The sequence below is a fragment of the Synechococcus sp. FACHB-909 genome, from assembly GCF_014698945.1.
GTDB lineage: Bacteria > Cyanobacteriota > Cyanobacteriia > PCC-6307 > Cyanobiaceae > Cyanobium.
Genome location: NZ_JACJTY010000009.1, coordinates 86,512 through 107,513, shown reverse-complemented (window position 1 = coordinate 107,513; position 21,002 = coordinate 86,512). Strand labels below are relative to the sequence as shown.

General features: G+C 72.0%; 17 protein-coding genes. 6 read left to right on the top strand and 11 right to left on the bottom strand.

Going from position 1 to position 21,002, the window contains the following annotated elements; all coding sequences use genetic code 11:
- Window positions 1–12 precede the first annotated feature (12 nt).
- Entirely contained in the window at window positions 13–1,044 is a 1,032-nt protein-coding gene (locus H6G99_RS14165; RefSeq protein ID WP_190612151.1) for a YheT family hydrolase, read from the top strand.
- Here the strand turns inward: H6G99_RS14165 and H6G99_RS14160 are convergent.
- Together H6G99_RS14160 and H6G99_RS14155 are read right to left on the bottom strand one after the other, a co-directional pair.
- A complete protein-coding gene (locus tag H6G99_RS14160) occupies window positions 1,019–1,369 on the bottom strand; it encodes a (2Fe-2S) ferredoxin domain-containing protein (protein ID WP_094583936.1) in 351 nt (116 codons plus the stop codon). The genes H6G99_RS14165 and H6G99_RS14160 overlap by 26 nt on opposite strands.
- Window positions 1,366–2,616, bottom strand: coding sequence for a 1-deoxy-D-xylulose-5-phosphate reductoisomerase (locus H6G99_RS14155; protein ID WP_094584189.1), 1,251 nt, complete (start codon window positions 2,614–2,616; stop codon window positions 1,366–1,368). Before H6G99_RS14155 ends, H6G99_RS14160 begins: the two co-directional genes overlap by 4 nt.
- A gap of 93 nt (window positions 2,617–2,709) precedes the next feature.
- Here H6G99_RS14155 and H6G99_RS14150 point away from each other — a divergent pair, with 93 nt between their 5' ends.
- Window positions 2,710–2,934 (top strand): hypothetical protein, encoded by a 225-nt coding sequence (locus H6G99_RS14150; protein ID WP_094583937.1) that lies wholly within the window; start codon window positions 2,710–2,712, stop codon window positions 2,932–2,934.
- Between the two features lie 32 nt (window positions 2,935–2,966).
- Here H6G99_RS14150 and H6G99_RS14145 read toward each other — a convergent pair whose 3' ends face one another.
- The 3 genes from H6G99_RS14145 to H6G99_RS14135 are packed head-to-tail and all read right to left on the bottom strand — an operon-like array spanning window position 2,967 to window position 5,962.
- Complete coding sequence (locus tag H6G99_RS14145) at window positions 2,967–4,139, bottom strand: glycosyltransferase family 9 protein (protein WP_190612150.1); 1,173 nt, start codon at window positions 4,137–4,139, stop codon at window positions 2,967–2,969.
- Window positions 4,136–5,179, bottom strand: coding sequence for a glycosyltransferase family 2 protein (locus H6G99_RS14140; RefSeq protein WP_190612149.1), 1,044 nt, complete (start codon window positions 5,177–5,179; stop codon window positions 4,136–4,138). Before H6G99_RS14140 ends, H6G99_RS14145 begins: the two co-directional genes overlap by 4 nt.
- Window positions 5,180–5,197: 18 nt before the next feature.
- Window positions 5,198–5,962, bottom strand: a complete 765-nt coding sequence (locus H6G99_RS14135; RefSeq protein WP_190612148.1) for a hypothetical protein — start codon at window positions 5,960–5,962, stop codon at window positions 5,198–5,200.
- Window positions 5,963–6,188: 226 nt separating this feature from the next.
- Between H6G99_RS14135 and H6G99_RS14130 the strand changes: the two genes are divergently transcribed.
- Window positions 6,189–7,562 (top strand): glycosyltransferase family protein, encoded by a 1,374-nt coding sequence (locus tag H6G99_RS14130; RefSeq protein ID WP_190612147.1) that lies wholly within the window; start codon window positions 6,189–6,191, stop codon window positions 7,560–7,562.
- Here the strand turns inward: H6G99_RS14130 and H6G99_RS14125 are convergent.
- Window positions 7,540–8,736 carry a glycosyltransferase gene (locus H6G99_RS14125; protein ID WP_190612146.1) on the bottom strand — a complete coding sequence of 399 codons (1,197 nt, stop codon included), beginning with the start codon at window positions 8,734–8,736 and terminating at the stop codon, window positions 7,540–7,542. The two genes, H6G99_RS14130 and H6G99_RS14125, sit on opposite strands and share 23 nt — an antisense overlap.
- Window positions 8,737–8,883: 147 nt before the next feature.
- On the opposite strand from H6G99_RS14125, the gene H6G99_RS14120 reads away from it, so the two are divergent.
- On the top strand, window positions 8,884–9,900 hold the full coding sequence (locus H6G99_RS14120) for a hypothetical protein (protein ID WP_190612145.1): 1,017 nt from the start codon (window positions 8,884–8,886) through the stop codon (window positions 9,898–9,900).
- 46 nt (window positions 9,901–9,946) lie between these two features.
- Here the strand turns inward: H6G99_RS14120 and H6G99_RS14115 are convergent, their stop codons facing one another.
- Genes H6G99_RS14115 through H6G99_RS14095 form a run of 5 tightly spaced genes read right to left on the bottom strand, consistent with a single transcriptional unit; the run spans window position 9,947 to window position 18,483 of the window.
- Complete coding sequence (locus H6G99_RS14115; protein WP_094583944.1) at window positions 9,947–10,222, bottom strand: hypothetical protein; 276 nt, start codon at window positions 10,220–10,222, stop codon at window positions 9,947–9,949.
- The gene (locus H6G99_RS14110; protein WP_190612144.1) at window positions 10,219–11,772 is read right to left on the bottom strand and encodes a beta-barrel domain-containing protein; all 1,554 of its coding nucleotides are present in this window, start codon (window positions 11,770–11,772) and stop codon (window positions 10,219–10,221) included. The genes H6G99_RS14115 and H6G99_RS14110 overlap by 4 nt, the downstream gene beginning before the upstream one ends.
- Window positions 11,772–14,729 carry an ABC transporter transmembrane domain-containing protein gene (locus H6G99_RS14105; protein ID WP_190612143.1) on the bottom strand — a complete coding sequence of 986 codons (2,958 nt, stop codon included), beginning with the start codon at window positions 14,727–14,729 and terminating at the stop codon, window positions 11,772–11,774. Before H6G99_RS14105 ends, H6G99_RS14110 begins: the two co-directional genes overlap by 1 nt.
- A complete protein-coding gene (locus tag H6G99_RS14100; protein WP_094583947.1) occupies window positions 14,726–15,556 on the bottom strand; it encodes a peptidylprolyl isomerase in 831 nt (276 codons plus the stop codon). The genes H6G99_RS14105 and H6G99_RS14100 overlap by 4 nt, the downstream gene beginning before the upstream one ends.
- Window positions 15,556–18,483, bottom strand: coding sequence for a glycosyltransferase (locus H6G99_RS14095; protein ID WP_286191170.1), 2,928 nt, complete (start codon window positions 18,481–18,483; stop codon window positions 15,556–15,558). Before H6G99_RS14095 ends, H6G99_RS14100 begins: the two co-directional genes overlap by 1 nt.
- A gap of 55 nt (window positions 18,484–18,538) precedes the next feature.
- Between H6G99_RS14095 and H6G99_RS14090 the strand changes: the two genes are divergently transcribed.
- Together H6G99_RS14090 and H6G99_RS14085 are read left to right on the top strand one after the other, a co-directional pair.
- Entirely contained in the window at window positions 18,539–20,479 is a 1,941-nt protein-coding gene (locus H6G99_RS14090) for a hypothetical protein (protein WP_190612142.1), read from the top strand.
- Entirely contained in the window at window positions 20,476–20,805 is a 330-nt protein-coding gene (locus tag H6G99_RS14085) for a hypothetical protein (RefSeq protein ID WP_190612141.1), read from the top strand. Before H6G99_RS14090 ends, H6G99_RS14085 begins: the two co-directional genes overlap by 4 nt.
- Window positions 20,806–21,002: the final 197 nt, after the last annotated feature.

Below are 21,002 nucleotides of genomic sequence, written 5' to 3'. Positions count from 1 at the left end.
GGGGCCCCGGTCGTGTCCCAGCTCCCCGACCACCTCGGCCTGAGCCCCTTCCGCCAGCGCTCCCCCTGGATCGGGGGGGATCTGCAGACCCTGCGGGACACCCTGCGTCCCCTGCGCTTCCCCCCCGATCGGGCCGAACCGCTGACCATCCCCCTGGCCGATGGCGGCCAGCTGCTGGGGCTGCTGGACCGCCCCTCCGGCGCCGCGCCGGCCGCCCTGGTGCTGGTGATGCACGGGCTGGGGGGCTCCAGTGACGGCCCCGGCCCCCGCCGGCTGGCCCTGGCCCTGGTGGCCGAGGGGTTCGCCGTGCTGCGGCTCAACCTGCGGGGGGCCGGGCGGGGCCGGCCGCTCGCCCGGGGCACCTACTGCGCCTGCTGCAACGAGGATCTGCGCCCCGCCGTGGCCCTGGCCCGGCAGCTCGCCGCCGGCCGGCCTCTGTTCGGCGCCGGCATCTCCCTGGGCGGCACGGTGCTGCTCAACGGCAGCCTGGCCGGGCTGGCCTTCGATGGCCTGGTCTGTGTCAGCAGCCCGCTGGAGCTCCATGTCTGCGCCGTCCAGTTCGAGCGCCGCCGCAACCGGGTGTACCAGCGCTGGCTGATGCAGCGCCTGCGGGAGCAGACCCTGGCCGATCCGGGCGGGCTGAAGGAGGCTGAACGCCGGGCGCTGGCGGGACCCGGCCGGGCCCGGACGATCCGGGCCTTCGATGCGGCCATCACCGCCCCGCGCTGGGGTTTCGGCTCGGTGGCCGCCTACTACGACGCCGCCAGCCCCCTGGCGCCCCTGATCGCGGGCCGGCCCCTGCCCCCCACCCTGCTGCTCCATGCCGGCGACGACCCCTGGGTGCCGGCCAGTCCGCTGCGCCAGCTGGCGGCCGCGCTGTCCGGCCGCGCCGGCGCCGGCGCAGCACCGGTTCCCACGGTGGTGATCACGCCCCATGGCGGCCACAACGGCTTCCATGCCCCCGGCGACGGACCGGCCTGCTGGGCCGATCGCCTGGCGGTGAGCTGGCTGAAGCGCCTCAGTCAGGCGGAAGGGGACGGCTGAAGGGGGTGCGCCGCACGATCCACTCCTCGATCGGCACCCCGCCGATGACGTGCTCGTGGACGATGCGCTCGATCCGCTCGGGGGTGACACCCCCGTAGGTGAGGCCTTCCGGCCATATGAGCAGCACCGGGCCCTCGCAACAGACGCGCAGGCAGTCGGCCTTGGTGCGGAGCACCACCCCCTGGGGACGGCCGGGGTCCTCCAGGCCCAGGTCCCGCACCAGCTGCTTGAGGCGGTTCCAGCTGGCCGCACCGACGGCCGGATCGCCGCAGAGCGCCTTGGTGGGGGTGGCGCAGAGCAGCAGGTGGTGCTGGACCCCGCTCACGCCGGCAGGGCCGGCGCCGGGTGGCTGCGGTGCGCGGCGGCGGCTTCGCGGGTGGCCTGGCGGGCCCAGCCGTCCACCGCCAGCACGTCGTCGAGGGAAGGGGTGCCGTGGTGATCGGCGCGGTGGCGGTCGCAGACCCGCTCGATCAGCTCGGGGATGGCCAGGAAGGGGATCGCCTCCTCCAGGAACAGGGCCACCGCCTGCTCGTTGGCGGCGTTGAGCACCGCCGGCATGGTGCCTCCGGCCCGGCCGGCGGCGTAGGCCAGCGCCATGCAGGGGTATTTCTCCCGGTCGGGGGCGCGGAAGGTGAGCTGGCCCACGGCGGTGAGATCGAGCCGCCGCCAGGGGGTTTCCAGCCGTTCCGGCCAGCTGAGGCAGTAGAGCAGGGGCAGCTTCATGTCGGGCCAGCCCAGCTGGGCCAGCACCGAGGAATCGGCCAGCTCCACCATCGAGTGGATGATGCTCTGGGGGTGGATGACGATCTCGATGTGGTCGTAGTCGAGGCCGAACAGGTAGTGGGCCTCGATCACCTCCAGCCCCTTGTTCATCAAGGTGGCCGAATCCACCGTGATCTTGCGGCCCATGCTCCAGTTGGGGTGGCTGGTGGCGTCGGCCACCGTGGCCTTGGCCAGATCGGCGGCGGGCCAGTCGCGGAAGGCGCCGCCGGAGGCGGTGAGCTGGATCCGCCGCAGACCCGGGGTCGGCACGCCGGTGGAGAGGCGGGCGGTGTCCGCCCATGGGGTGCCCTGCAGGCACTGGAACAGGGCCGAATGCTCCGAATCGGCGGGCAGCAGCCGGCTGCCGCTGCGCTGCAGTTCGGGCAGCACCACCGGGCCGGCGGCGATCAGGGTTTCCTTGTTGGCCAGGGCCAGGTCCTTGCCGGCGCGGATCGCCGCCAGGGTGGGCAGCAGCCCGGCGCAGCCGACGATGCCGGTCACCACCAGATCGGCGCTGGCCCAGGCGGCCGCGGCACAGAGGCCGTCGGAGCCCCCCAGCAGCTCGGGCAGACGGGCGGGACGCCGGGCCGGTTCGAGGTCCGCCAGGCGGCCCGCCAGTTCGCCGAGGCGGCCGGCATCGGCCAGGGCCACCACCTCCGGGGCATGGCGCAGGATCTGCTCCACCAGCAGATCCAGGTTGTTGCCGGCGGTGAGGGCCACCACCTTGAAGCGGTCGGGGAACTCCTCGGCGATCTCCAGGGTCTGGGTGCCGATCGATCCGGTGGAGCCCAGAACGCTGATGGCCTTCACGCGCGGCTCCCCCATCGGGTTCGTGGGCTCCCAGTGTCCCATCCCCGGCCGCCTTCCCCGCTGGCTTAACTGGGGCCACACCGATCCCTTCCCATGTCGTGGCTGCAGCGCTGGAACTTCATCGAGCGGGCCCGGATCGAGCGCCAGCTCTGGGAAGCCTTCGAGCGACGTGAGGACCTGGAGGCGCTGGTGGAGGACTGCCGCCGGGCGGTGGCGGCGGGCGACGGGGAGCGGGCCTTCCAGCTGGAGGTGTGGCAGACCACCCTGCAGCGGATCCGCAAGATCGAAACCCTGATGGCGGGCAAGCAGCCTGAGTGACGGCCGAGGGGCGCAGGGCGTCCCGGCGGCGTTCAGCCGGGCGTCCCGCAGGGGGCTCCGCTCCGGGTCCCGTTCCGCTGCCAGGCCTGCTGCACCAGGGGCCACACCGCATCGGGCGGCAGGCCGTCCATGCAGGCGTGACGCTCCAGCGGGCAGGCGGGGTTCTCGAAGCGCACCTGGAGGCAGCCGCCGCAGCGCTGCCGGCTGCGGCTGACCCAGACGTGGTCGGCCCGGGGGGCCCAGAGATCCCGGGGGCTGGCGCCGATGCCGTCGGCGTCGGTGCCGAACAGGGCCACCGTGGGGCAGCCGGCGGCGGCGGCCAGGTGCAGCGGACCGGAGTCCACCGCGATGCAGAGCCGGCTGCGGGCCAGGGCCCCCACCAGCGCCGGCAGGCTGAGGCGCCCGCGCAGATCCCGCACCCCGGTGCGGGCCAGCAGGGCCCGCTCGAGCCGGTCACCCGGCCGGCGCGCTTCGGCGGGGGGAGGGCCGCCGATCAGGCCGATCGATCCGGCCGGCAGGTCCATCTCCCGGTGCAGGCGCTCGAGCAGGACCAGCCAGTGCTCCAGGGGCCAGAGCTTGGCGGGCCGCTCGCCGTTCACGGCGATCAGCACCGGCGGCAGCCCTGGCGGAGCGGGCTCGGCGGGCAGCTCCAGCCGCTCGAATTCCGTGTCGACCCAGGCGATGCGGCAGTGCAGTTCTCGGATGCTGTTGCTGCCGATCCAGCCGCAGTAGCGCTCCACCAGGGAGGGACTGGCCCAGTGGGGATCCAGGGCGAGGGCGTGGAGGGGGTGGTCGCCGTCGGGGATCGGCGCCGCTCCGACCACGAAACGGGGCTCCAGGGCCTGGGCCCAGGCGGGGCTGTGGGAGGCGTGGCCGTCGGCGTTGATCACCAGATCCACCCCGTCGCCCCGTCCCTGCTCCGGGAGGGTCCGGCGCCACTGCCGCAAGGCCGGCAGGGCCGCCGGGCCCTGCTCCGCCAGGGGAAGGCTGGCGTCGATCCAGGGATTGAGCCGCTCCAGCTCCTGGGTGCGCTGGCTGCCCACGTAGGTGATCAGGGCATCGGGATACTTGTGACGCAGTCCCCGCAGCAGCGGCTGGAGCACCACATAGTTGCCCAGCTTGGCGGCGCCGAGCACCACGATCCGGGGCCGTGGGCCGAGATCCTCGTCCCGGAAGCGGCGCATCAGGCGGGGCAGGGTGTTCACGGCCGCCCCGCGCCGACAGGACCGACGGGTTCAGGCGCCGGTGCAGGGGCCGCTTCGAGGTCCCACTGGCTCAGCCAGCGGCGCATCCAGGTGCCGCGGTGGGGCTGGTCGAGACGTCGCCGGCTGTGGAGCCAGAGGCTGTTGAGCAGGAAGGTGGTGCGATTGCAGGCCTTCAGCCGGGCGTCGCTGGCGATGGTGGCGCTGGCGACGGGGTTGGCCTGCTGCTGCAGCCGCTGCAGGGCCTCCGGGGCGATCCACTCGATGGTGGGGCAGCCGCGCAGGCGCTCGGCGTAGTCGAGGTCTTCGCAGTAGGCCGGGTGGAAGTTGGCATCGAACAGGCCCACCCGATTCCAGGCGGCCGGGGTGAGGGCGAAGGCGGAGAACTCCTGGGGGGCCGGCAGCAGCGGCAGGAACTGGGCACGGGAGGGGTCAATCCGCCCAACCACTTCCGCCAGCACGCCCGGGGCGAAGACCACGTCGTTGTTGACCAGCAGGGCGAAACCGGCCTCCGGAAAGGACGAGAGGATCGCGTTCCAGCTGGAGGCGACCCCCTGGTTGCCGAAGGGCCGCGCGACCCGCACCCGGGCGACGCCGGCGGGGGGCTGCCGCTCCAGCCGGGCCAGCAGCCGCTGCAGCGCGTCGCTGTCGGCCAGCCCGGAGCCGATGCTGTTGTCGACGATGGCGAGGGTCTCGACGGGGTGGTCGAGGCTGTCCAGCAGGCGCTGCAGCAGATCGGGGCGGTTGAGGATCGGCACCCCCAGCAGCGGGATGGCGCCCGTTGTTGGGGTGTAGGGGGTGATGCCATCCAGCCGCCGCCAGTAGTCGTCGACGGGGGAACGGTCTCCGCTGAGGGAGGCGTACTGGGCCAGGCAGCCCCAGAGGTCGGGATTGGTGAGATCGCGGCGGCTGGGGCAGGCGGGCAGGTCCGAGAAGTAGGTCTTGCTCCAGAGAAGGAGCAGGGACCTGGCGGCGGCCAGGTCCCCCTTCTCCAGGCAGGTGACGTAGTTACGGGCGAATCGGGCCTGTTCCAAGGTGACCACGGGTGGCTGCTGGGGTCATCAGCCGAAGGTGATGGAGTCGCCCTTGGTGGAGATGAAGGCCGTCTGGCTGTCATCGAAGACGTATTCTTCGCCGCCGATGATGAGCAGGTCGCCATCGCCGGCCCCGAAGATCTGGGTGCCGCTGCCGATGTCCCCCTTGCTGAAGAAGGAGACCTGATCGACGTTGGCATCGTTGCCGAGATCGATCCAGGTGTTCTGCACCCGGGCGGAGAAGTCCAGCACATCGGCGCCCTGGCCGAGCAGGACTGTGGAGTCGGAGACCCTGCCGCCGAAGATCAGGGTGTCGTCGCCGGCACCGGCACTGATTCGGACGGAATCGGCCCTGTCGGTGATGGTGAAACTGTCGGCACCGCTGCCGGCGGTGAAGGTGGTGTTCTTCAGGGCTCCGGTGATGGCGGTGTTGTCACCACTGCCCAGGGAGATGGTGCCTCTGTTGATGTCGGTGGCGATCAGGGTGTCGTCACCAGCGCCGGTGCTGATGGACGTGTTTCTGGCGTCACCAGTGAAGACAACGGTGTTGTCATCGGCGTTTCCGAGGTAGGAGGTGTCCTTGGAAGCACCTGAAAACGTGGTGCGGGTGTCACCGGAGGAGGACTCCCTGATGCCGACATCCTCAATGCTGCGGCCCTTGTTGGGGAAGACCCGCGAGTTGGTGACGTCACCGGTCTGACTGGTGAAGACCCGGGCGCCGCTGCTCGTGGTCTGGGTGAGCGTCGTGCCGGGGTCCGGCACGAAGATCGAAAGGGTATCGGAGGAAGCCATTCGACAAAAGATGCCGGTTATTTGATCGAGACCCTAGGGGGCTGGTTTGGGGGTTATGTGTATCCCAGGCTTCGTTTTCCGTCATACTTCTTGAACAATTCACCGCGAAAGGTTGAAACCTTAAAGCCGACTTTGTTCTGACTTTGTTGCATCGATGCTGTCTGCACCAAGGCCTTCAGGAGATACATTGTTGCCGCAGCCTGGTTGCCGGTTCAGGATTCCTGTCATGTCAGTCCTTCCCGGCGATTTCGACCTGGATCAGGTCCTTCAGGAAGCGGAGGCGGCGGAGCGCCGGCAGGAATGGTGCGAAGCCGCCTGCATCTATCAGGAGCTGGTCGGCACCGCTGACGCGCCGGCTCCGCTGCTGCTGCGGGCCGCCAATGCCCTCTGGCTCTCGGATCAGCCGGAGGAGGCCCTGGAGCTCTACCGGCGGGCGTCCCTGCTGCAGCCGGACAGCCCGGCCCCGTTCATGGGCCTGGGCAACAGCCTCCGGGATCTGAACCGCTTCGAGGCGGCCGACCGGGCCTTCCGGGCCAGCCGCCAGCGGGGGGATAACCCCGCCCTGGCCTGCAACCATGCCGCCCTGCTGATCGGGCTGGAGTCCTACGACGAGGCCTATGCCCTGGCCGAACGCCGCTTCGAGCTGCCCGGCATGGCCCCCGGACCGGAGGGTGGCGTGGCGGCGGTGGTGGCCAGCGCCCCGGTGCTGCATGTGCGCACCGAGCAGGGCCTGGGCGATGGCCTCCAGTACCTGCGCTGGATCCCCCCGCTGCTCGAGCAGGCCACGGCCCGGGGCCAGTCGGTGGTGCTGGAGGTGGAGCCGTCGCTGGTGGCGCTGCTGCGCCGGGGTCTGGCCTGGCTGCCCCAGCCGCCGGAGGTGCGCACCAGGCCAGCGACGGGCGGGGACGATCCTGACGGAGATGGCTCGGGCGGCGACGGGACGGAGCCAGCCCCTGCCAGGGACCTGGTGAGCCTGTTGTCGCTGCCGGCGGCCCTCGGCGGGGCCCCCTGTCCCCAGCCCCCGGGGCCGGATGGTCGGGGCACCTACCTGCGGGGGCTGGCCCCGGCCAGGCCCGCCGACGGCTGGGGCCGGCCGCCACGGGTGGGTCTCACCTGGGCCAGCGGCCGCAAGCTCGCCGACGGCTTCACCCGGCGGGAGTACCGCAAGCGCACCCTGCCGGCCGCCGCCCTGGTGCGGCTGGTGGAGGGGCTGGTGGCGCAGGGGTGGGAGCCGGTGCTGCAGCAGCAGGGCGAAGACCGGGAGATGGCGGAGCCCGTGGCATCCCTGTTCGGCGATGCCATCCCCCCGGACGGCGACTTTCTGGCCACGGCCGGGGTGCTGGCCAGCACCGATCTGCTGATCACGGTGGACACGGCCATGGCCCACCTGGCCGGTGCCATGGGCCATCCGGCTTGGGTGCTGCTCCCCTTCAGCGCCGATCCCCGCTGGCTGCGGCAGCGCCAGGACAGCCCCTGGTACCCGAGCCTGCGCCTGTTCCGCCAGGGCGAGGATCGCGACTGGCTTCCGGTGGTGGCGGCGGTGCTGCAGGCGGCGGCGGTCGAGGCAGCGGCGGCGTTCAGGGCAGCAGCCGCAGGCTGAGGATCAGGGCCTCGAAGGCCTCGGCGGCCCGGTTCACCTCGTAGCGGGCGGCGACGGTGGCGCGGCCGGCTTCGGCCATCGCCGCGAAAGCAGGCGGATCGGCAAGCACCGCCAGCAACACCTCGGTCAGCCGGTCGGGTTCGTTGAAGGGCACCAGCAGCCCGTTGTGGCCGTGCTGAATCACCTCGTCCAGCGGCGGGTTGTCGGAGCCCACCACGAGGGTGCCGCAGGCCATCGCCTCCAGCACGCTCCAGGACAGGGCGTAGGGGTAGGTGAGGTGGACGTGGGCGGCGCTGATGCGGAACAGGGCCAGCAGCTCGCGGTGCGGCAGGGGCGGCAGGAAATGGACCCGATCCAGGGGCAGTTGGTGGCCGAGCAGGGCCAGCTGTTCACCCTTGTGGCCGTCGGGATGGGACGAGGGCGCCCCGTAGCCGCTGTCGGTGCCGCCCACGATCACGGCCCGGGCATCCGGCCGGGCGGCGAGCACGGCGGGGAGGGCCCGCAGGACGCTGCGGAAGCCGCGCAGGGGTTCGAGGTTGCGGCTGGCGACGGTGATCACAGGATCCCCCTTGGTCAGGGTCGGGCCGCCCTCCAGCTGCAGGCTGATGGCGCCGGAGGCGGGGGCCGGCAGGGCGATGCCTTCGTGCAGCACCTGGAAGCGGCCGCGCAGGTGCGGCGGGAAGGTGTCGCGGGCGAAGCGGGTGGGCACGACGCAGGCGTCGGCGTCGGCCACCGCCGCCAGGCCCATCAGGTTGCCCCGGCGCCACTGGGCCCGCAGGGCGTGGGAGGGTTCGCCCAGGTCGTCATCGAAGCCGTAGCCGAGCAGCAGCGGGCTGGCATAGAGCTCGGGGTAGGCGATCAGCACCGCCTCCGGCCAGATGTCGCGCAGGTAGAGCAGCTCCCCCCAGCCGCTGTGGCCGATCACGGCGTCGGGGCGGTAGCCCTGCCCCCGCAGCTGCAGGCAGCGCTCCTGGACCCGGGCGGCCCGGCGCAGGTTGGCCTCCAGCAGCGGGTCGGCCAGCCCGGCGGGGAGCACCGGCGCCTGCCAGTCGTAGTGGAGCCGGGGGACCCCGGCCCTGGGTGTGGCGCCCAGGCCGAGCAGGCGATGGCCGCGGCGTTCGAGGGCGGGTGTCAGATCACGAAACTGGCCGGGATGGTTCTGATGGATCAGCAACAGTTCCATCTGACAACGCTATTACAATCCCGCTGCAAGTACCTGACCTGCGTCATGTCGCTCTGGAGCCGTCTGTTCGGACGCCGGGATACGGTGAGTTGGGGTGAAAGAAAGCCTGAAAAAGATGGTGGTCTTCTGGATACTCTGGTGAGTGATCCTGGCACCGTCCCGATGGAGATGGATCGCCGGCCCCAGATCACGCCATGGTCGGCGGCGCGGCTGGGCACGATCTTCATGGATTACGCCCATGAAGCCACTCCCTCACGGCTGGCGGAGGCCCGCCTGGCCCGGCAGTGCCTGTCGAAGTTCTGGCTGAGTGCCCCGATCGATGCCCTGGAGCTTCTCTATGGCTCCGCGGTCGGTGACAGCTACCGCCGGATGATCGGCACTGAGCTGGCCAGCCAACCGCTGCTGCGCGATGAGGAGGCCTGGAGGGACCATCTCTCCGAGCGCCTGTCGGGCGGCTTCGATCGCCCGGAAATGGCCAACATCGTGCTGGCGGTGATGCCCTATTTCCGCCGCGGCAAGATGAAAGTGCGCAAGTGCGAACAGAATCTGCCCACCTGGCTCCTTGAGGATTACGCCAGCCTGTTCGAGCCGGAACTTCTGCCCCGTTTGCGCCAGCCCAGCCCCCTGGAGCGCAAGGCCCTGGCACCGGCGGGGGCGGTGCGGGCGGCGGGTGTGGAGCCCGAGACACCGCCGCCGCTGCCCCAGTTGTCGTCGTTCACCGGCGCCCAGGCCCTCCAGCTCACCGGCAGCGAGGAGTTCCTCACCCGCCTCAATGGGCTGGTGAACCTGTTCGAGATCGACCCCGACGATGGCGCCATCCGCCAGGAACTGGGCAGCTTCCGGCGCCAGCTGGGCCAGATCTGGCTGGACACGCCCGAGGAGCGGCTCCAGCCCCTGTTCGAGAGCACCTTCGGCGACCTCTACCGCAAGTTCCTGCGCAGCGGCTATGCCGCCACCCCCCTGGCGGAGGAGGACCGGCAGCTGCGCTCCCAGCTGGCCCACTACGTGCGCAACATGACCCGCCCCAAGGCCACCCAGGTGGTGCTGGCGGTGCTGCCCTTCTACCCCCCCGGCAAGATCGGCTTCGCCGGCGGTGAGCAGTTCATGCCCCAGTGGCTGCTGGGGGCCCTGCCCAGCCTCTACGTGAAGAGCTGAGGGCGGCGGGACCCCGGCCCGCTGGCCCCATGGCGATGGGCCGGCCTCATTCGTGGAACTCCTTCCACAGCAGCCAGTAGGTGAGGTAGCCGAGCAGCGGCACCAGCAGCATCGGGGCCAGGGCGAGCAGGGTCACAACCGGTGGCAGGTGCAGCAGCAGCCAGAGCAGCACCAGCCCGTAGGCCAGGAAGGCGATGGTGATGGCCAGCCAGCGCTGCCGCAGCCGCTCCTTCCAGCGCAGCCGCCAGGCCTTGAAGCGCCGGCGCCGGCGCTGCTCGGGTGGCACGAAGCGCCACCAGTCGCCCTGGGGCCTGGTGCTCAATTGGATCGCAGGCGCTGGAGGTTGCGGCGCTGATCCTCGAACAGGCCGGTGAGCAGGCTGATCACGCGCCGTTCCCGCAGCTTGATGTCGGCGGTCAGGGCCATGCCGGCCTGGAGCGGCACGCTGCCCTTGTCGGGCAGGGGGATGGTCTGGCGCCGGAGCTGGAGGATGACCGGGAAGTGCAGGCCCTCCGCCTGGGTGCCGAGCACCTGGGTCTGCTCCTCGGGGGTGAGGGCATCGGAGCCGATGCGTTGCACGGTGGCCGGCACGTAGCCGAAGCTGTTGGCGGGGAAGGTCTCGATCGAGAGGTCAGCGCTCTGGCCCACCTGCACGAAGCCGATGGCCTTGTTGGGCAGGTAGACCTTGGCCCGCAGGGAGTCCTGGGGCACCACCTTCAGCAGGGGCGTCGTCTCGGTGGCGCCGACCACGCTGCCGGCACTGGCCTCGACGTCGAACACCAGGCCATCGGTGGGAGCCGTCAGAACGCCGTACTGGATCTGCAGGCGGGCCTGGCGGATCTGGGCGTCGAGATCGCTGATCTGGCGCAGGTTGGTCTCGATCGTGGTGCGCAGCTCCACGTCGGTGCCGGAGCCGGTGTTGACCAGCTGGGAGCGCAGCCGGGCGATCTCGCGCTCCTCCTCGGCCACGCTGGTCTGGAGGTCCTGCATCCGGTTGCGGGCCTCGAGCAGCTGCACCTCGCTGACGGCGCCGTCGCGCACCAGGGACTGGTAGCGGCGCTCGATGTCGCTGTAGATGCGCAGGGAATCGCGGTAGCCGGCCAGGCGGGTGCTGCTCTTGGCCAGTTCCTCGCGAGCGGCCTCGAGGCGGCTGTTGAGTTCGCGGGCGCGATCCTGCAGCTGGCTGCGCTGGTTGGCGGTGAGGCCGGCGGTGGCGGTGTCCTCGCCGAGGGTGGCGCGGGCGACGAGGTTCTCGTTGAGCAACCGCTCGCGGATGCTCTCGGCGGCGGCCAGCTTGCTGCGGGGCTCGCGCAGGTCGAAGCGGATCAGGGGCTGGCCCTTCTTCACCGACTGGCCCTCCTTCACCAGCACGGCTTCCACCACGCCGGGCACGGGCGAATCCACGTCCTTGACGGTGGTGGAGGGCTCGAGCTTGCCCGGGACCGCCACGGTTTCGGCGATCGGCGCGGTGACGCTCCAGAGGCCGAGGGCCACCACGCCCCCCACCCCGGCCCACACCAGCAGGCTGGAGCTGCGGCGGCTCTTGCGCAGCACCACCGTCTCGCGGAACGACCATTCAGGCGGGGCGTCGCCGTCGCCGGCCGCCAAGCCGGCTCCGAAGGGGTGGTCCGCCTCCGGGGCGGCCACGGGTCTCCCCTCGGCCGGGGCCCCAGGGGTGGCTGGGGTGGTCGCGGCTGGTGGGGCCACCCCGGGGGAAGCCGCGCTGGGCGGGGCGTTCCGGCCCACCAGATCGACCCGCACCGGCATCACCGGGCGGCGGCTGGCCCGGGGGGAGCGCAGCCAGCCGACGCAGTCCTCCATCAGGGCCACGAGCCGGGAGGCGGGATCGGCGGAGCGGGGTGGGGTGGCCATCAGCTGAGTCCCTCCTGGTTCTGGCTGCGGTAGAGGGCGTAGTACCAGCCGCGCAGCTGCATCAGCTGGCGGTGGCTGCCCTGCTCCATCACGGCGCCGCGGTCCATCAGCACGATCAGGTCGGCGGGCTGGACGGTGGAGAGGCGGTGGGTGATGAAGAAGACGGTGCGGCCCCGGAAGGCCTCGAACAGGTTGATGCACACCTGGCGCTCCGTGGTGGCATCGAGAGCGCTGGTGGCCTCGTCGAGGATCAGCATCCGGGGGTTCTGGAGCACGGCCCGGGCCAGGGCGAGGCGCTGGCGCTGGCCGCCGGAGAGGCCGGCGCCCCGTTCGCCGACGCTGGAGTTGTAGCCCTGGGGCATCTGCATGATGAAGTCGTGGGCGCAGGCGATGCGGGCGGCGCGCATCATCTCGGCGGCGGTGGCATCGGGCTTCACCATCAGCAGGTTCTCGCGGATGGTGCCGTCGAACAGGAGCGAATCCTGGGGCACCACGCCGATCTGCCGGCGCAGGGAATAGAGCTCCACCTTGCCGATGTCGAGGCCATCGATGAGGACGCTGCCCCGCTCCGGCGCGTAGAAGCGGGAGAGCAGCTTGAGCAGGGTGGATTTGCCGCTGCCGGAGCCGCCCACCAGGCCCACGAAGGAGCCGGCGGGGATCTCCAGATCCACCCCGTCGAGCACCAGGGGGCCCTGGTCGCTGAAGCGGAAGCCCACATCCACGAACTGGACCCGCCCCTGGAGCGGGGGCAGGGGGATGTTGCTGGCCTGCTCGCGGGTCTGCTCGGTGTCGCGGTCGACCACATCGGCCACCATCCGCAGGGCCTGGGTGTTGAACTGGAAGTCCTGCCAGGTGCCCACCAGCTGCACCAGGGGCTGGCGGATGTAGCCGGAGAGGATGTTGAAGCCGAACAGGGCGGCGAGGCTGAGGTCGCCCTTGATGATCAGCCAGATCGCCACGGCGATCACCACCAGCTGCCCCAGGTTGCTGAGGAAGTTGGAGAGGTTGGCGATCGATTCGCGGGTCACCTTGAGCTTGAAATCCTCACCGATGTAGGCGGCGTAGCGGTTCTGGAATTCCCAGCGGGTCTTGAGTTCGGCGTTCTGGGATTTGATCGTCTGGATCCCGGTGATGGCTTCGGTGAGGAAGCTGGAGGCGCGCACGGCCTGGGCCATGGTGCGGTTGATCTGGCTGCGCACCAGGGGATTGCTGACCAGGCCCACGGCGGCGATCAGGGGCAGGGTGGCCAGGGTCACCAGGGTAAGCAGGGGACTGATCGCGAACAGGATTGCGATGTAGATGAGGCTGAAGGCGAAATCCACCAGGGTGGGCAGGGTCTGGCCGAGCAGGAAATCGCGCAGGCGGTCGAGCTGGGAGAAGTAGAAGGTGATCCGGCCGACGGGTCGGGCATCGAAGAAGCCCTGGGGCAGGCGCACCAGGTGGTCGAGGATCGTCGCCTTGGCGTCCAGGTCGATCCGGTTGGCCAGGTCGGTGAACAGGAAGCTGCGCAGGGTCTTGAAGATGCTCTCCACCAGGGCGGCCAGCAGCATCACGCTGGCGATGCTCACCAGGGCGCCGATGTTGCGGCTGGCCACCACGCTCTGGATCAGCACCATCAGGCCGAGGGGGAAGACGAGCCGCAGGGCGTTGATCACCACCGAGGCCACCAGCACCTCGATCAGCTCGCGGCGGTGCTGGCGCAGGAAGGGGGCATACCAGCTCCAGTCGAAGCGGCGCTGCTTGGCATCGGGCTTGCGGTCGAACAGCAGCAGCTCCACCAGGCCCCCCTCGTGGGTGACCAGCTCATCGGCCGGCACCAGCAGGGCGCCGAGTTCGGCTTCCAGCAGGCGGGCGCGGCCATCGGCTTCGACGCCGTCGAGCAGGCCGAAATGGCCGTTCTGGTACAGGAGGGCCGGGGCGGGCACCCGCCCCAGGCGGCTGGCGGGCACCCGGGAGAGCACCACCCGCAGGCCGAGGGTGTCCATGATCTGGCCGATGTTGACCAGGTTGAGCCGGTCCTGGCGCTGCAGGATGGCGTCCACCTGATCGGCCAGGGCATCGGGGTTCAGGGGCACCCCGAAGTAATCGGCCAGGGCCTGGCAGAGGGCGATGGGCACGGCGCGGGGGCCGCTGGCCCGGCCCAGCACCAGCTGGCCGCTGCGGTCGGCGGCCCGACGGGGTGGGGGCTCCACTGGCGGGGCGTAGCTGGCGCCGGCCCCCTCCACGCTGGGGAGCAGGGTCGGGGGGAGGGGGTCGGCGCCCAGGGTGATCGGGGTTTCCGCCTCGTGGGGGATCGCCAGGCCCACCAGCCGCAGCCAGGGGGCCTCGGGGCCGGGGGCCGCCAGGGGTCGGTCGGACCAGGGCTCGGCCAGGGGCAGGCCACTGCTGGCGTACCAGCGGAAACCGGGGGGCAGGCCCAGCTCCGTGGGGCCGCCGGGCCGCAGGCTACGGACGCGCACCTGGTCGGCGGGCAGGGGCCAGTCGTCGAGGAGAGCTTCACCGAGGGGATCCCGTTTCGCCAGGGCCAGCAGCAGGGTGTGGAGCTCGGCGGCGCTGGGCCGGTTGGCGAACCAGGCGGCGAAGTCAGGATGGCCCCCAAGCAGGTCGCGGAAGGCGGCGGCGGGGAGCTGCAGGGCCTCCACGTCGGTGGTGGCGCGCAGATGTTCGCAGGGATCGCCGCGCAGCAGGCCGGCCCAGCCCGCCAGGGAACCGGGACCCAGGCGTTCGATCGTGCGCAGCCCCCGGCCGTTGGGGCTGGGGCCGAGGCTGCGCAGCTGGCCGCTGCAGAGCAGCAGCAGGCCCTCGGGCTGCACGTCCGGGCGCAGCACGGTCTGGCCGATGCGGAAGCGGAGGGGCTCCAGCAGCGGATCGATCGCGTCGCGGCGGGCGGGCGGCAGGCGGTCGAAGGGGCTGAAGTCGTTCAGCAGGCCGCTGATGGCCCCGGGGGAGGAGGTCATGGGGTGCCGTCCTCCTGCAGCAGGGCGAGCATCGCGTCGAGGGGCGGCAGCGGCTGGCCTTCGAGGAGGAGCCGCACCCGCTGCTCGAGCCATTCCTCGAAGAGTTCGCCCATCATGCGTTCCCTGGTGGCTTCGTTCAACTCGGCGGGCAGGAACTGTTCGAGCCTCAGCACCACCCAGCTCTCGCCCGCTTGAAAAGGTTCGAACAGCTGGCCGGGGCGGCCGCGGCGCAGGCGGCTCACCAGGCTCTGGTGGCCGGTGGCCAGGGGCAGGGGGCCGATCTGGCCGCGGCAGTGGCGCTCGGGGCCGCTGGAGTGGAGCGGGGCGAGATCGGCGAAGTCGGCTTCCCCTTCGGCGATCTGGTGATGGAGCTCGGCGGCCAGGTCCTCGCCCTCGACCCGCAGCAGGGAATAGACCACCTGGTCGAGCTCGGGCTTGCGCTGCAGGAAGCGCACCTCCACCTCCTCGTTCCAGCGGCTGCGCACCAGGCGCTGCAGGCGCTGATTCTGGGTGGCGAGGATGCGAAGGTCGTCGAAGACCAGGCCGCGCTCCTGCAGCCAGCCGGGCACCTGGTCGTCGTCGGTGATGCCCCGGCGCTCCAGGAACGCCGCCATCAGGGCCTTCTCCTCCTCGATGGGCAGGGGAATGGCGTGCACGAGCTGGTCGAGCACCCAGGCGCGGGCCAGGGGTCGGGCCTGGCTCTGCTGGCGGATCAGGCGGTTGAGTTCGGAGAGGGCCAGCCAGGGGCGGCCGGGGGGCAGCTCCACCACGGCCGGCTCCCGCAGGCCGGACAGGGGTTCGGGCAGGGTGTCGCGGGCGGTGCTCATCACGCGGGGCTCCGGTGGGGCAGATCGAGGCGGGCCAGGGCGTCGGCCATCAGGGCCCGGCCGCGCTCCTGGCTCCAGGTGTCCCGGGCATAGGCGAAGGCGGCGGCACCCATGGCGCGCCAGGCGTCGTCGTCGGCGATGAGATGCAGCACGGCCTCCCGCCAGTCCGCGGGACTGCGGGCGATCAGCACCTCCTGGCCGTGGCGCAGGCCGGTGGCCTCGGCGGCCAGGGGGCTGAGCACCTGGGGAATGCCGTGGGCGGCGGCGGCCACCACCTTGCCCTTGAGGCCGGCGCCGGAGCGCAGCGGGGCCACGAACAGGCGATGGCGGGCGTACACGGTGGCGGGATCGGCGACCCAGCCCTCGACGATCACCCCGGGTTCGGCGCCCCAGCGGGCAGCGGTGGAGTCGTCGAGGCCGCTGCCATACAGATGCAGGCGCAGCTCCGGCCGCTGCTGGAGCAGCAGGGGCCACGCCTGCACCAGGAAGGCCTCGACCGCGTCGCGGTTGGGGGGGTGGCCGTAGCTGCCCAGGAAGGCGAGGCCGCTGCGGCCCTCGAGGGGGGCGGGGGCCTCCGGGCCCTGCACCACCCAGGGGCAGGGGGCGGTGGCGGCCTCGCCGAGGGTTTCGGCCTCGATCACCGCCCGTTCCACCTCCGAATAGCTGAAGGTCAGGTGCACCTCCCGCATCACCGCCAGCTCCTGGCGCTTCACCTCTTCTACCGCTTCCAGGGCGCGGCGGGCGGCGTCGCCCTCGAGTCCCTCGGCGCGGGCGGCGCGCAGCTGGCGCAGGTGGTGCAGGTCGGCGTTGCAGAAGATCAGCCGGGCCTGGGGGGCATAGCGATGGATGAGCGGCAGGGCCTGGGCCGCCACGGTGTGGCGGGTGAGATAGATGAGCTCGAACTCCCGGCCCCGCTCCTGCAGGAACGCCTCGAGCGAGAGCACGAACGGGGCATGGATCAGCTCGATGCCGCGGCGCTGGAGCTCCTCGCTGTAGCTGGCCAGCCAGGCCAGGTTGAGGGGCAGGAGCGTCACCTTCCAGCCCAGCTCCTGGAGCAGCCCCATCTCGACCAGGGCCGCATGGCTGCCGGCATCGCGATCGGGCCGGGGGGTTTCCTGATCGAGGCAAAGGGCGCGGCCGAGGATGCCGCGGTCCTTGATGGTTTCGGCGGCGGCGTGGCCGGGCTCGCGGCTGCCCTCGAAGGCGGCGGCCCACTTCTGCTGGAAGACGGGGCCGTGGACCGCCTGGAAGCGCTTCAGCCCGCTGGTGGCCTGGGTGTCGGTGCCGCAGCTGAGGCCCTCGTGGTGGATCACCCTGGCCAGGGGGCTGTAGCGCACGGTGTGGCCGGCCTGGCGCACCTTGAAGGCCAGGTCGGTGTCCTCGTAGTAGGCGGGGGAGAACTCCGGGCTGAAGCCACCGATCCGCTTCCAGAGCTCAAGGGGGATGGCGAGGGCGGCGGCGCTGACGTAGTCCACCTGGCGGGCGTAGGCGACGCGGGGGTCGTGGGGGTTGCCGCCGCGGCCGTAGTTCCAGGGTTCGCCGTTGCCCCAGACGATGCCGCCGGCCTCCTGCAGGGTGCCGTCGGGGTAGATCAGCTGGGCCCCCACCATGCCGGTGTCGGCCCAGCGCTCGAAGGGATCGAGCAGTTCCTCCAGCCAGCCGGCGCAGGGTTCGGTGTCGTTGTTGAGCAGCACCAGGAAGGGGGCGCGGGCGGCGGCGGCGCCGCTGCAGCAGGCCTGGTTGAAGCCGCGGGCGAAGTCGTGGCGGATCAGGCGCACCCCGGGGGCGTCGGCGGTCAGGGCCTCGGCGGTGCCGTCGCTGGAGCCGTCGTCGACCGCCACGATCTCGAACGGGATGCGGGTGGGGGCATAGGCGATCGCCGCCAGGCAGCGGCGGGTGACGCCGTACTGGTTATGCACCGGGATCACGATCGACACGCGCGGATCCGCCGCGATCGGCAGCCGCAGGGGTTGGCGAACCGTGGCGCTGCCGTCGGGTCCCGGTTCGCTGGGGCCGACGGCCACCGGCGCCCCTTCCGTGCGGGGCAGGGGGAGCTCGAGCAGGCGCTGCAGCAGGGGCAGGTCGGGGGGCAGGGGCGTGCCGTCACTGTCGGCCCAGGCGAGCCAGGTGCGCAGGCTGCGGTAGCGCTCGCGGGCGAGGGGGGAGAGCTCGTCAGGGAAGGGGGGCCGGGCGTGCCGCTGCAGGGCCGCCCAGGGGGTGAGGTGGAAGGGGAGCAGCTCGTAGCGCTGGTCCAGCACCAGGCCGGCGGCAGTCTCCAGCTGGAGATGGTGCACGGCGCCGTCGGCGAGGGCGCCGGGGAGCAGCAGCTGGAACGGCCAGGGAGCCTCGGGCAGCGGCTCGGGGGGCGTGATGGGCAGGCAGGTGCCACCGTCGAGGCGCAGCTGCACGGGCTCGGGGCCGCGGCCCCAGCCGTGCAGGAGCGGCATCTGCAGCTGGGTGAGGGCGCCTTCGCGGATGGGACCGTGGCGGCGCTGGTGCTCGATCCGCCCGTGGGTGGCGGCATCCAGCCGCAGGGGACTGCCGGGCAGTTCGGTCCCTGTCCCGTCGGCGAGCACCCGCAGCACCAGTCCCTGGGAGAAGGGGGGCAGGGGGTGGGTGGGGCCCCACCAGAAGCGGAAGCCGCAGGGCTGCTCGATGCCCAGGGCGAGCAGGTCGGGCCGCGCCTGGATGGCCATCAGCTCGGCGATGACCCGTCGCTGGCCGGGATCGAGCAGATCCTCGAGCACCAGGTGCAGGCGCAGGGGGGCCGCCTGGGCGTGCAGGGGCCAGGCGCACGCCCAGCCGCTGAGGCCCCCCTCGGGGCTCCAGCCCTCGAGCCGGCCCACCAGCCCAGGGCGCCGTAGCTCCGTCAGGGAGGCGGTGGAATCTTCCAGGGTGCCGGGCGGCTCGGCGAGCATCGCAGCCATGCTGGAATCGTTGGCGGAACGTTATTGCCGCCCTACCGCTTTGTCTCGTGTCGCCATGGACAGCGCCGGCGGCGGTGGCGGCGAGCCTGGCGTCTGGGTGCCGCTGCGGGTGCTGCGGCAGCTGGATCTGTCTCCTGCCGAGCACCATCGCCTCATCGCGGCGCTGCGGGCCGAGACGGCGGGTCGGGCGCCGGAGGATCCCCTTCTGGGGGAACTGACCGAGCTGGCGGCGGTGGCCCTGCGGGAGGCGCTCGAGCGACAGGAGCCGGAGGCGGCCCTGACCGCCCACGACCTCCTGCTGGCGCACGTGATCGAGCTGGCGCCGGCGCGGCCGGAGGTGGCGGCGGTGCTGTGGGAGCGCTACGGGGATCTGCTGGGCCAGCTGACGGTGCAGGTCCATGGGCAGGTGATCCCCCGCGATGGCCAGACGCCGGACTTCGGGGCCCCCGAACGGGCCGGCGACGGGGCGCTCTGCCTGCGCATGGCGGAGGTGCTGGAGCGGGCGGCGCCCCACCCCTGGCCCGTGCCCGACTGGCTGCCTGTGCTGGAGCAGCAGCTGGTGCAGCACGGTGCCCTGGCCTTCCAGCAGCGGATCGGCACCGATGGGGCCGCCGCCGGGCCCTGCCTGGATCTGTTTCTGCGGCTGAGCCGGCTGCTGGATCCCCTGCCGGACTGGGTCGCTGTGGGGTGCCAGAGCGCCCTGGCCCGGGTGATCGACGCGCTGCCGGGCGCCGGCGGGATCAGCGCCAGCGAACTGGCCCAGCTGGTGGCAAGGGTGGGCCGGCTGCCGGTGGCGGCGGAACGGCGCCCGGCCTTCGAGGCGGCGCTGCTGCGGGCGCGCTTCAGCCTGGAGCTGCTGCCGCAGGGCCGCGGCGCGGTGGGCGGCGCCCCCGGCGAGGTGCTGGAGGCGGAGTGGCTCGACGATGACGACGACGGGGTTGGCGCCGCTGCGGCCTCGCCGCCCCTGCGACTGGTAGCGGCGGCGGCCGATCCGTCGCAGGCGGGGGAGGTGTTTTCCCTGGCGCCATTCCTCACGGGCGACGGTGAGGGGGTGACCGGGGCCCTGGCGGCGTTTCTGGAGCCCTGGCAGAACAGCGGCCGGCAGGCCGACCATCCGATCACCAGCCTGGTGGAGAGCCTGGGGGAGGGTGGGCTGCCACCGGGCGATGACGCCCTGAGGGTGCTGCGGCGGGCGGCGACGCTCTGGCAGGAGCGGCTGGGGCCGCAGATCGCCCCGCTGCCGGCAGTGGAGTGGCGCCCGGGCGCCCTGGTGGTGGAGCTGGATCCGCTGGAGCTGATGGTGCTGCGTCACGCCGCAGGGGCCGCCGAACCCCTGGAGGAGGCGCTGGCCGAGCTGCGGCGCCGCCACCACGACGACGCGTTCTGGGCCACTGGTGCGACCGATGTCGGGACGGCCCTGCCGGGGGCGATAGAGGTGCTGCGGCGCTTTGAAGTGGAAGACGGCTTCTACGCGACGACCCAGACACCCCTCGACAGCCTGCGCCACTGGGCCCGGCCGGCGTTGCAGGCCCTGCTGCAGGCCCAGGTGTGGAGTGCAGATGCCGCGACCCAGGGCCTCTGGCTGCCCTGGGAGCTGCAGGGCCGGCCGGGCCGCCTGCGCCAACCCCCCCAGGGTTCCGCCTTGCTGGAGCTCCTCGGCGGGGCCGAGGTGGTGCTGGTGGGGCATGGCTCCGAGGCGCTGCAGGAGGCCCACCGGGCCGGCCGCCTGTTTGCGGGCGGGGCCTTCGGTCTGCGTTGTCTGGAGGTGCCGGAGAGCCGCCACCCCCACCGGCCGGCGGCCGGTTTCGAACACAGCCTGGAAGCGCTGCTGGCGGACGTGGAGGTCCTCCACCGGGAGCGTCCGTTCACGGTGCTGCTGGCGACCGGTGGGGCCTATCGGCTGCCGCTGGCCCAGGCCATCGGCAGCCGCTTCGGAGTGCTGGCGGTGGCCGGGGCCTCCCCCCTGGTGGGGTGGCTGGAGGACTGCCGACCATGAGTGAGACAACCGGCAGCGACCCAACCGGCATGACCACCGACTGGCAGGCGGTCATCGCGGCCCACCCGCTGGAGAGTCACGATCCGGCGGAGTGGCTGCGCTACGGGGTGGCCCTCAGCCAGCGGATCGAGCCCTCGGCCCAGGAGCGGCAGCAGCAGCAGCAGGCGGGGCTGGCCTTCGCCCATGCCGAGGCTTTGGGAGCGACGAAGGAGGCTGTGGCCCTGAGCCAGCGTCAGGCGACGCTGCTCAGCCTGGCGGAGGGCCTGGAGCTGGCCGGGGCCCCAGCGGCGGCGGACGCGCTCCGGCGCCGTGCCGGCTGGGGATGACGGCCGGAACGGGGTCGAGCCCGGCGAGCCATACCCAGTTCCCGTTGATCGGACCAGCGAAGGTCGGGCCGCGAATGGTTCCGGGTTGTGTACAGCCTGTACAGACTTCATTGGCGCCAACGCGAGGCAAGCAACCCCCTGAGATGCGGGTCTGCAGCCGTTGCGGAGCCGTTCCAGCGCGGAGCGTCGCCCGTCCC

What these genes read in the sequence shown, in the direction of transcription:
- H6G99_RS14150 (WP_094583937.1), top strand. Translation starts at nt 2,710, where the DNA reads ATGTCGTGGCTGCAGCGCTGGAACTTCATCGAGCGGGCCCGGATCGAG.
- H6G99_RS14135 (WP_190612148.1), bottom strand. Translation starts at nt 5,962, where the DNA reads ATGGCTTCCTCCGATACCCTTTCGATCTTCGTGCCGGACCCCGGCACG.
- H6G99_RS14130 (WP_190612147.1), top strand. Translation starts at nt 6,189, where the DNA reads ATGTCAGTCCTTCCCGGCGATTTCGACCTGGATCAGGTCCTTCAGGAA.
- H6G99_RS14110 (WP_190612144.1), bottom strand. Translation starts at nt 11,772, where the DNA reads ATGGCCACCCCACCCCGCTCCGCCGATCCCGCCTCCCGGCTCGTGGCC.
- H6G99_RS14105 (WP_190612143.1), bottom strand. Translation starts at nt 14,729, where the DNA reads ATGACCTCCTCCCCCGGGGCCATCAGCGGCCTGCTGAACGACTTCAGC.
- H6G99_RS14100 (WP_094583947.1), bottom strand. Translation starts at nt 15,556, where the DNA reads ATGAGCACCGCCCGCGACACCCTGCCCGAACCCCTGTCCGGCCTGCGG.
- H6G99_RS14095 (WP_286191170.1), bottom strand. Translation starts at nt 18,483, where the DNA reads ATGGCTGCGATGCTCGCCGAGCCGCCCGGCACCCTGGAAGATTCCACC.
- H6G99_RS14090 (WP_190612142.1), top strand. Translation starts at nt 18,539, where the DNA reads ATGGACAGCGCCGGCGGCGGTGGCGGCGAGCCTGGCGTCTGGGTGCCG.
- H6G99_RS14085 (WP_190612141.1), top strand. Translation starts at nt 20,476, where the DNA reads ATGAGTGAGACAACCGGCAGCGACCCAACCGGCATGACCACCGACTGG.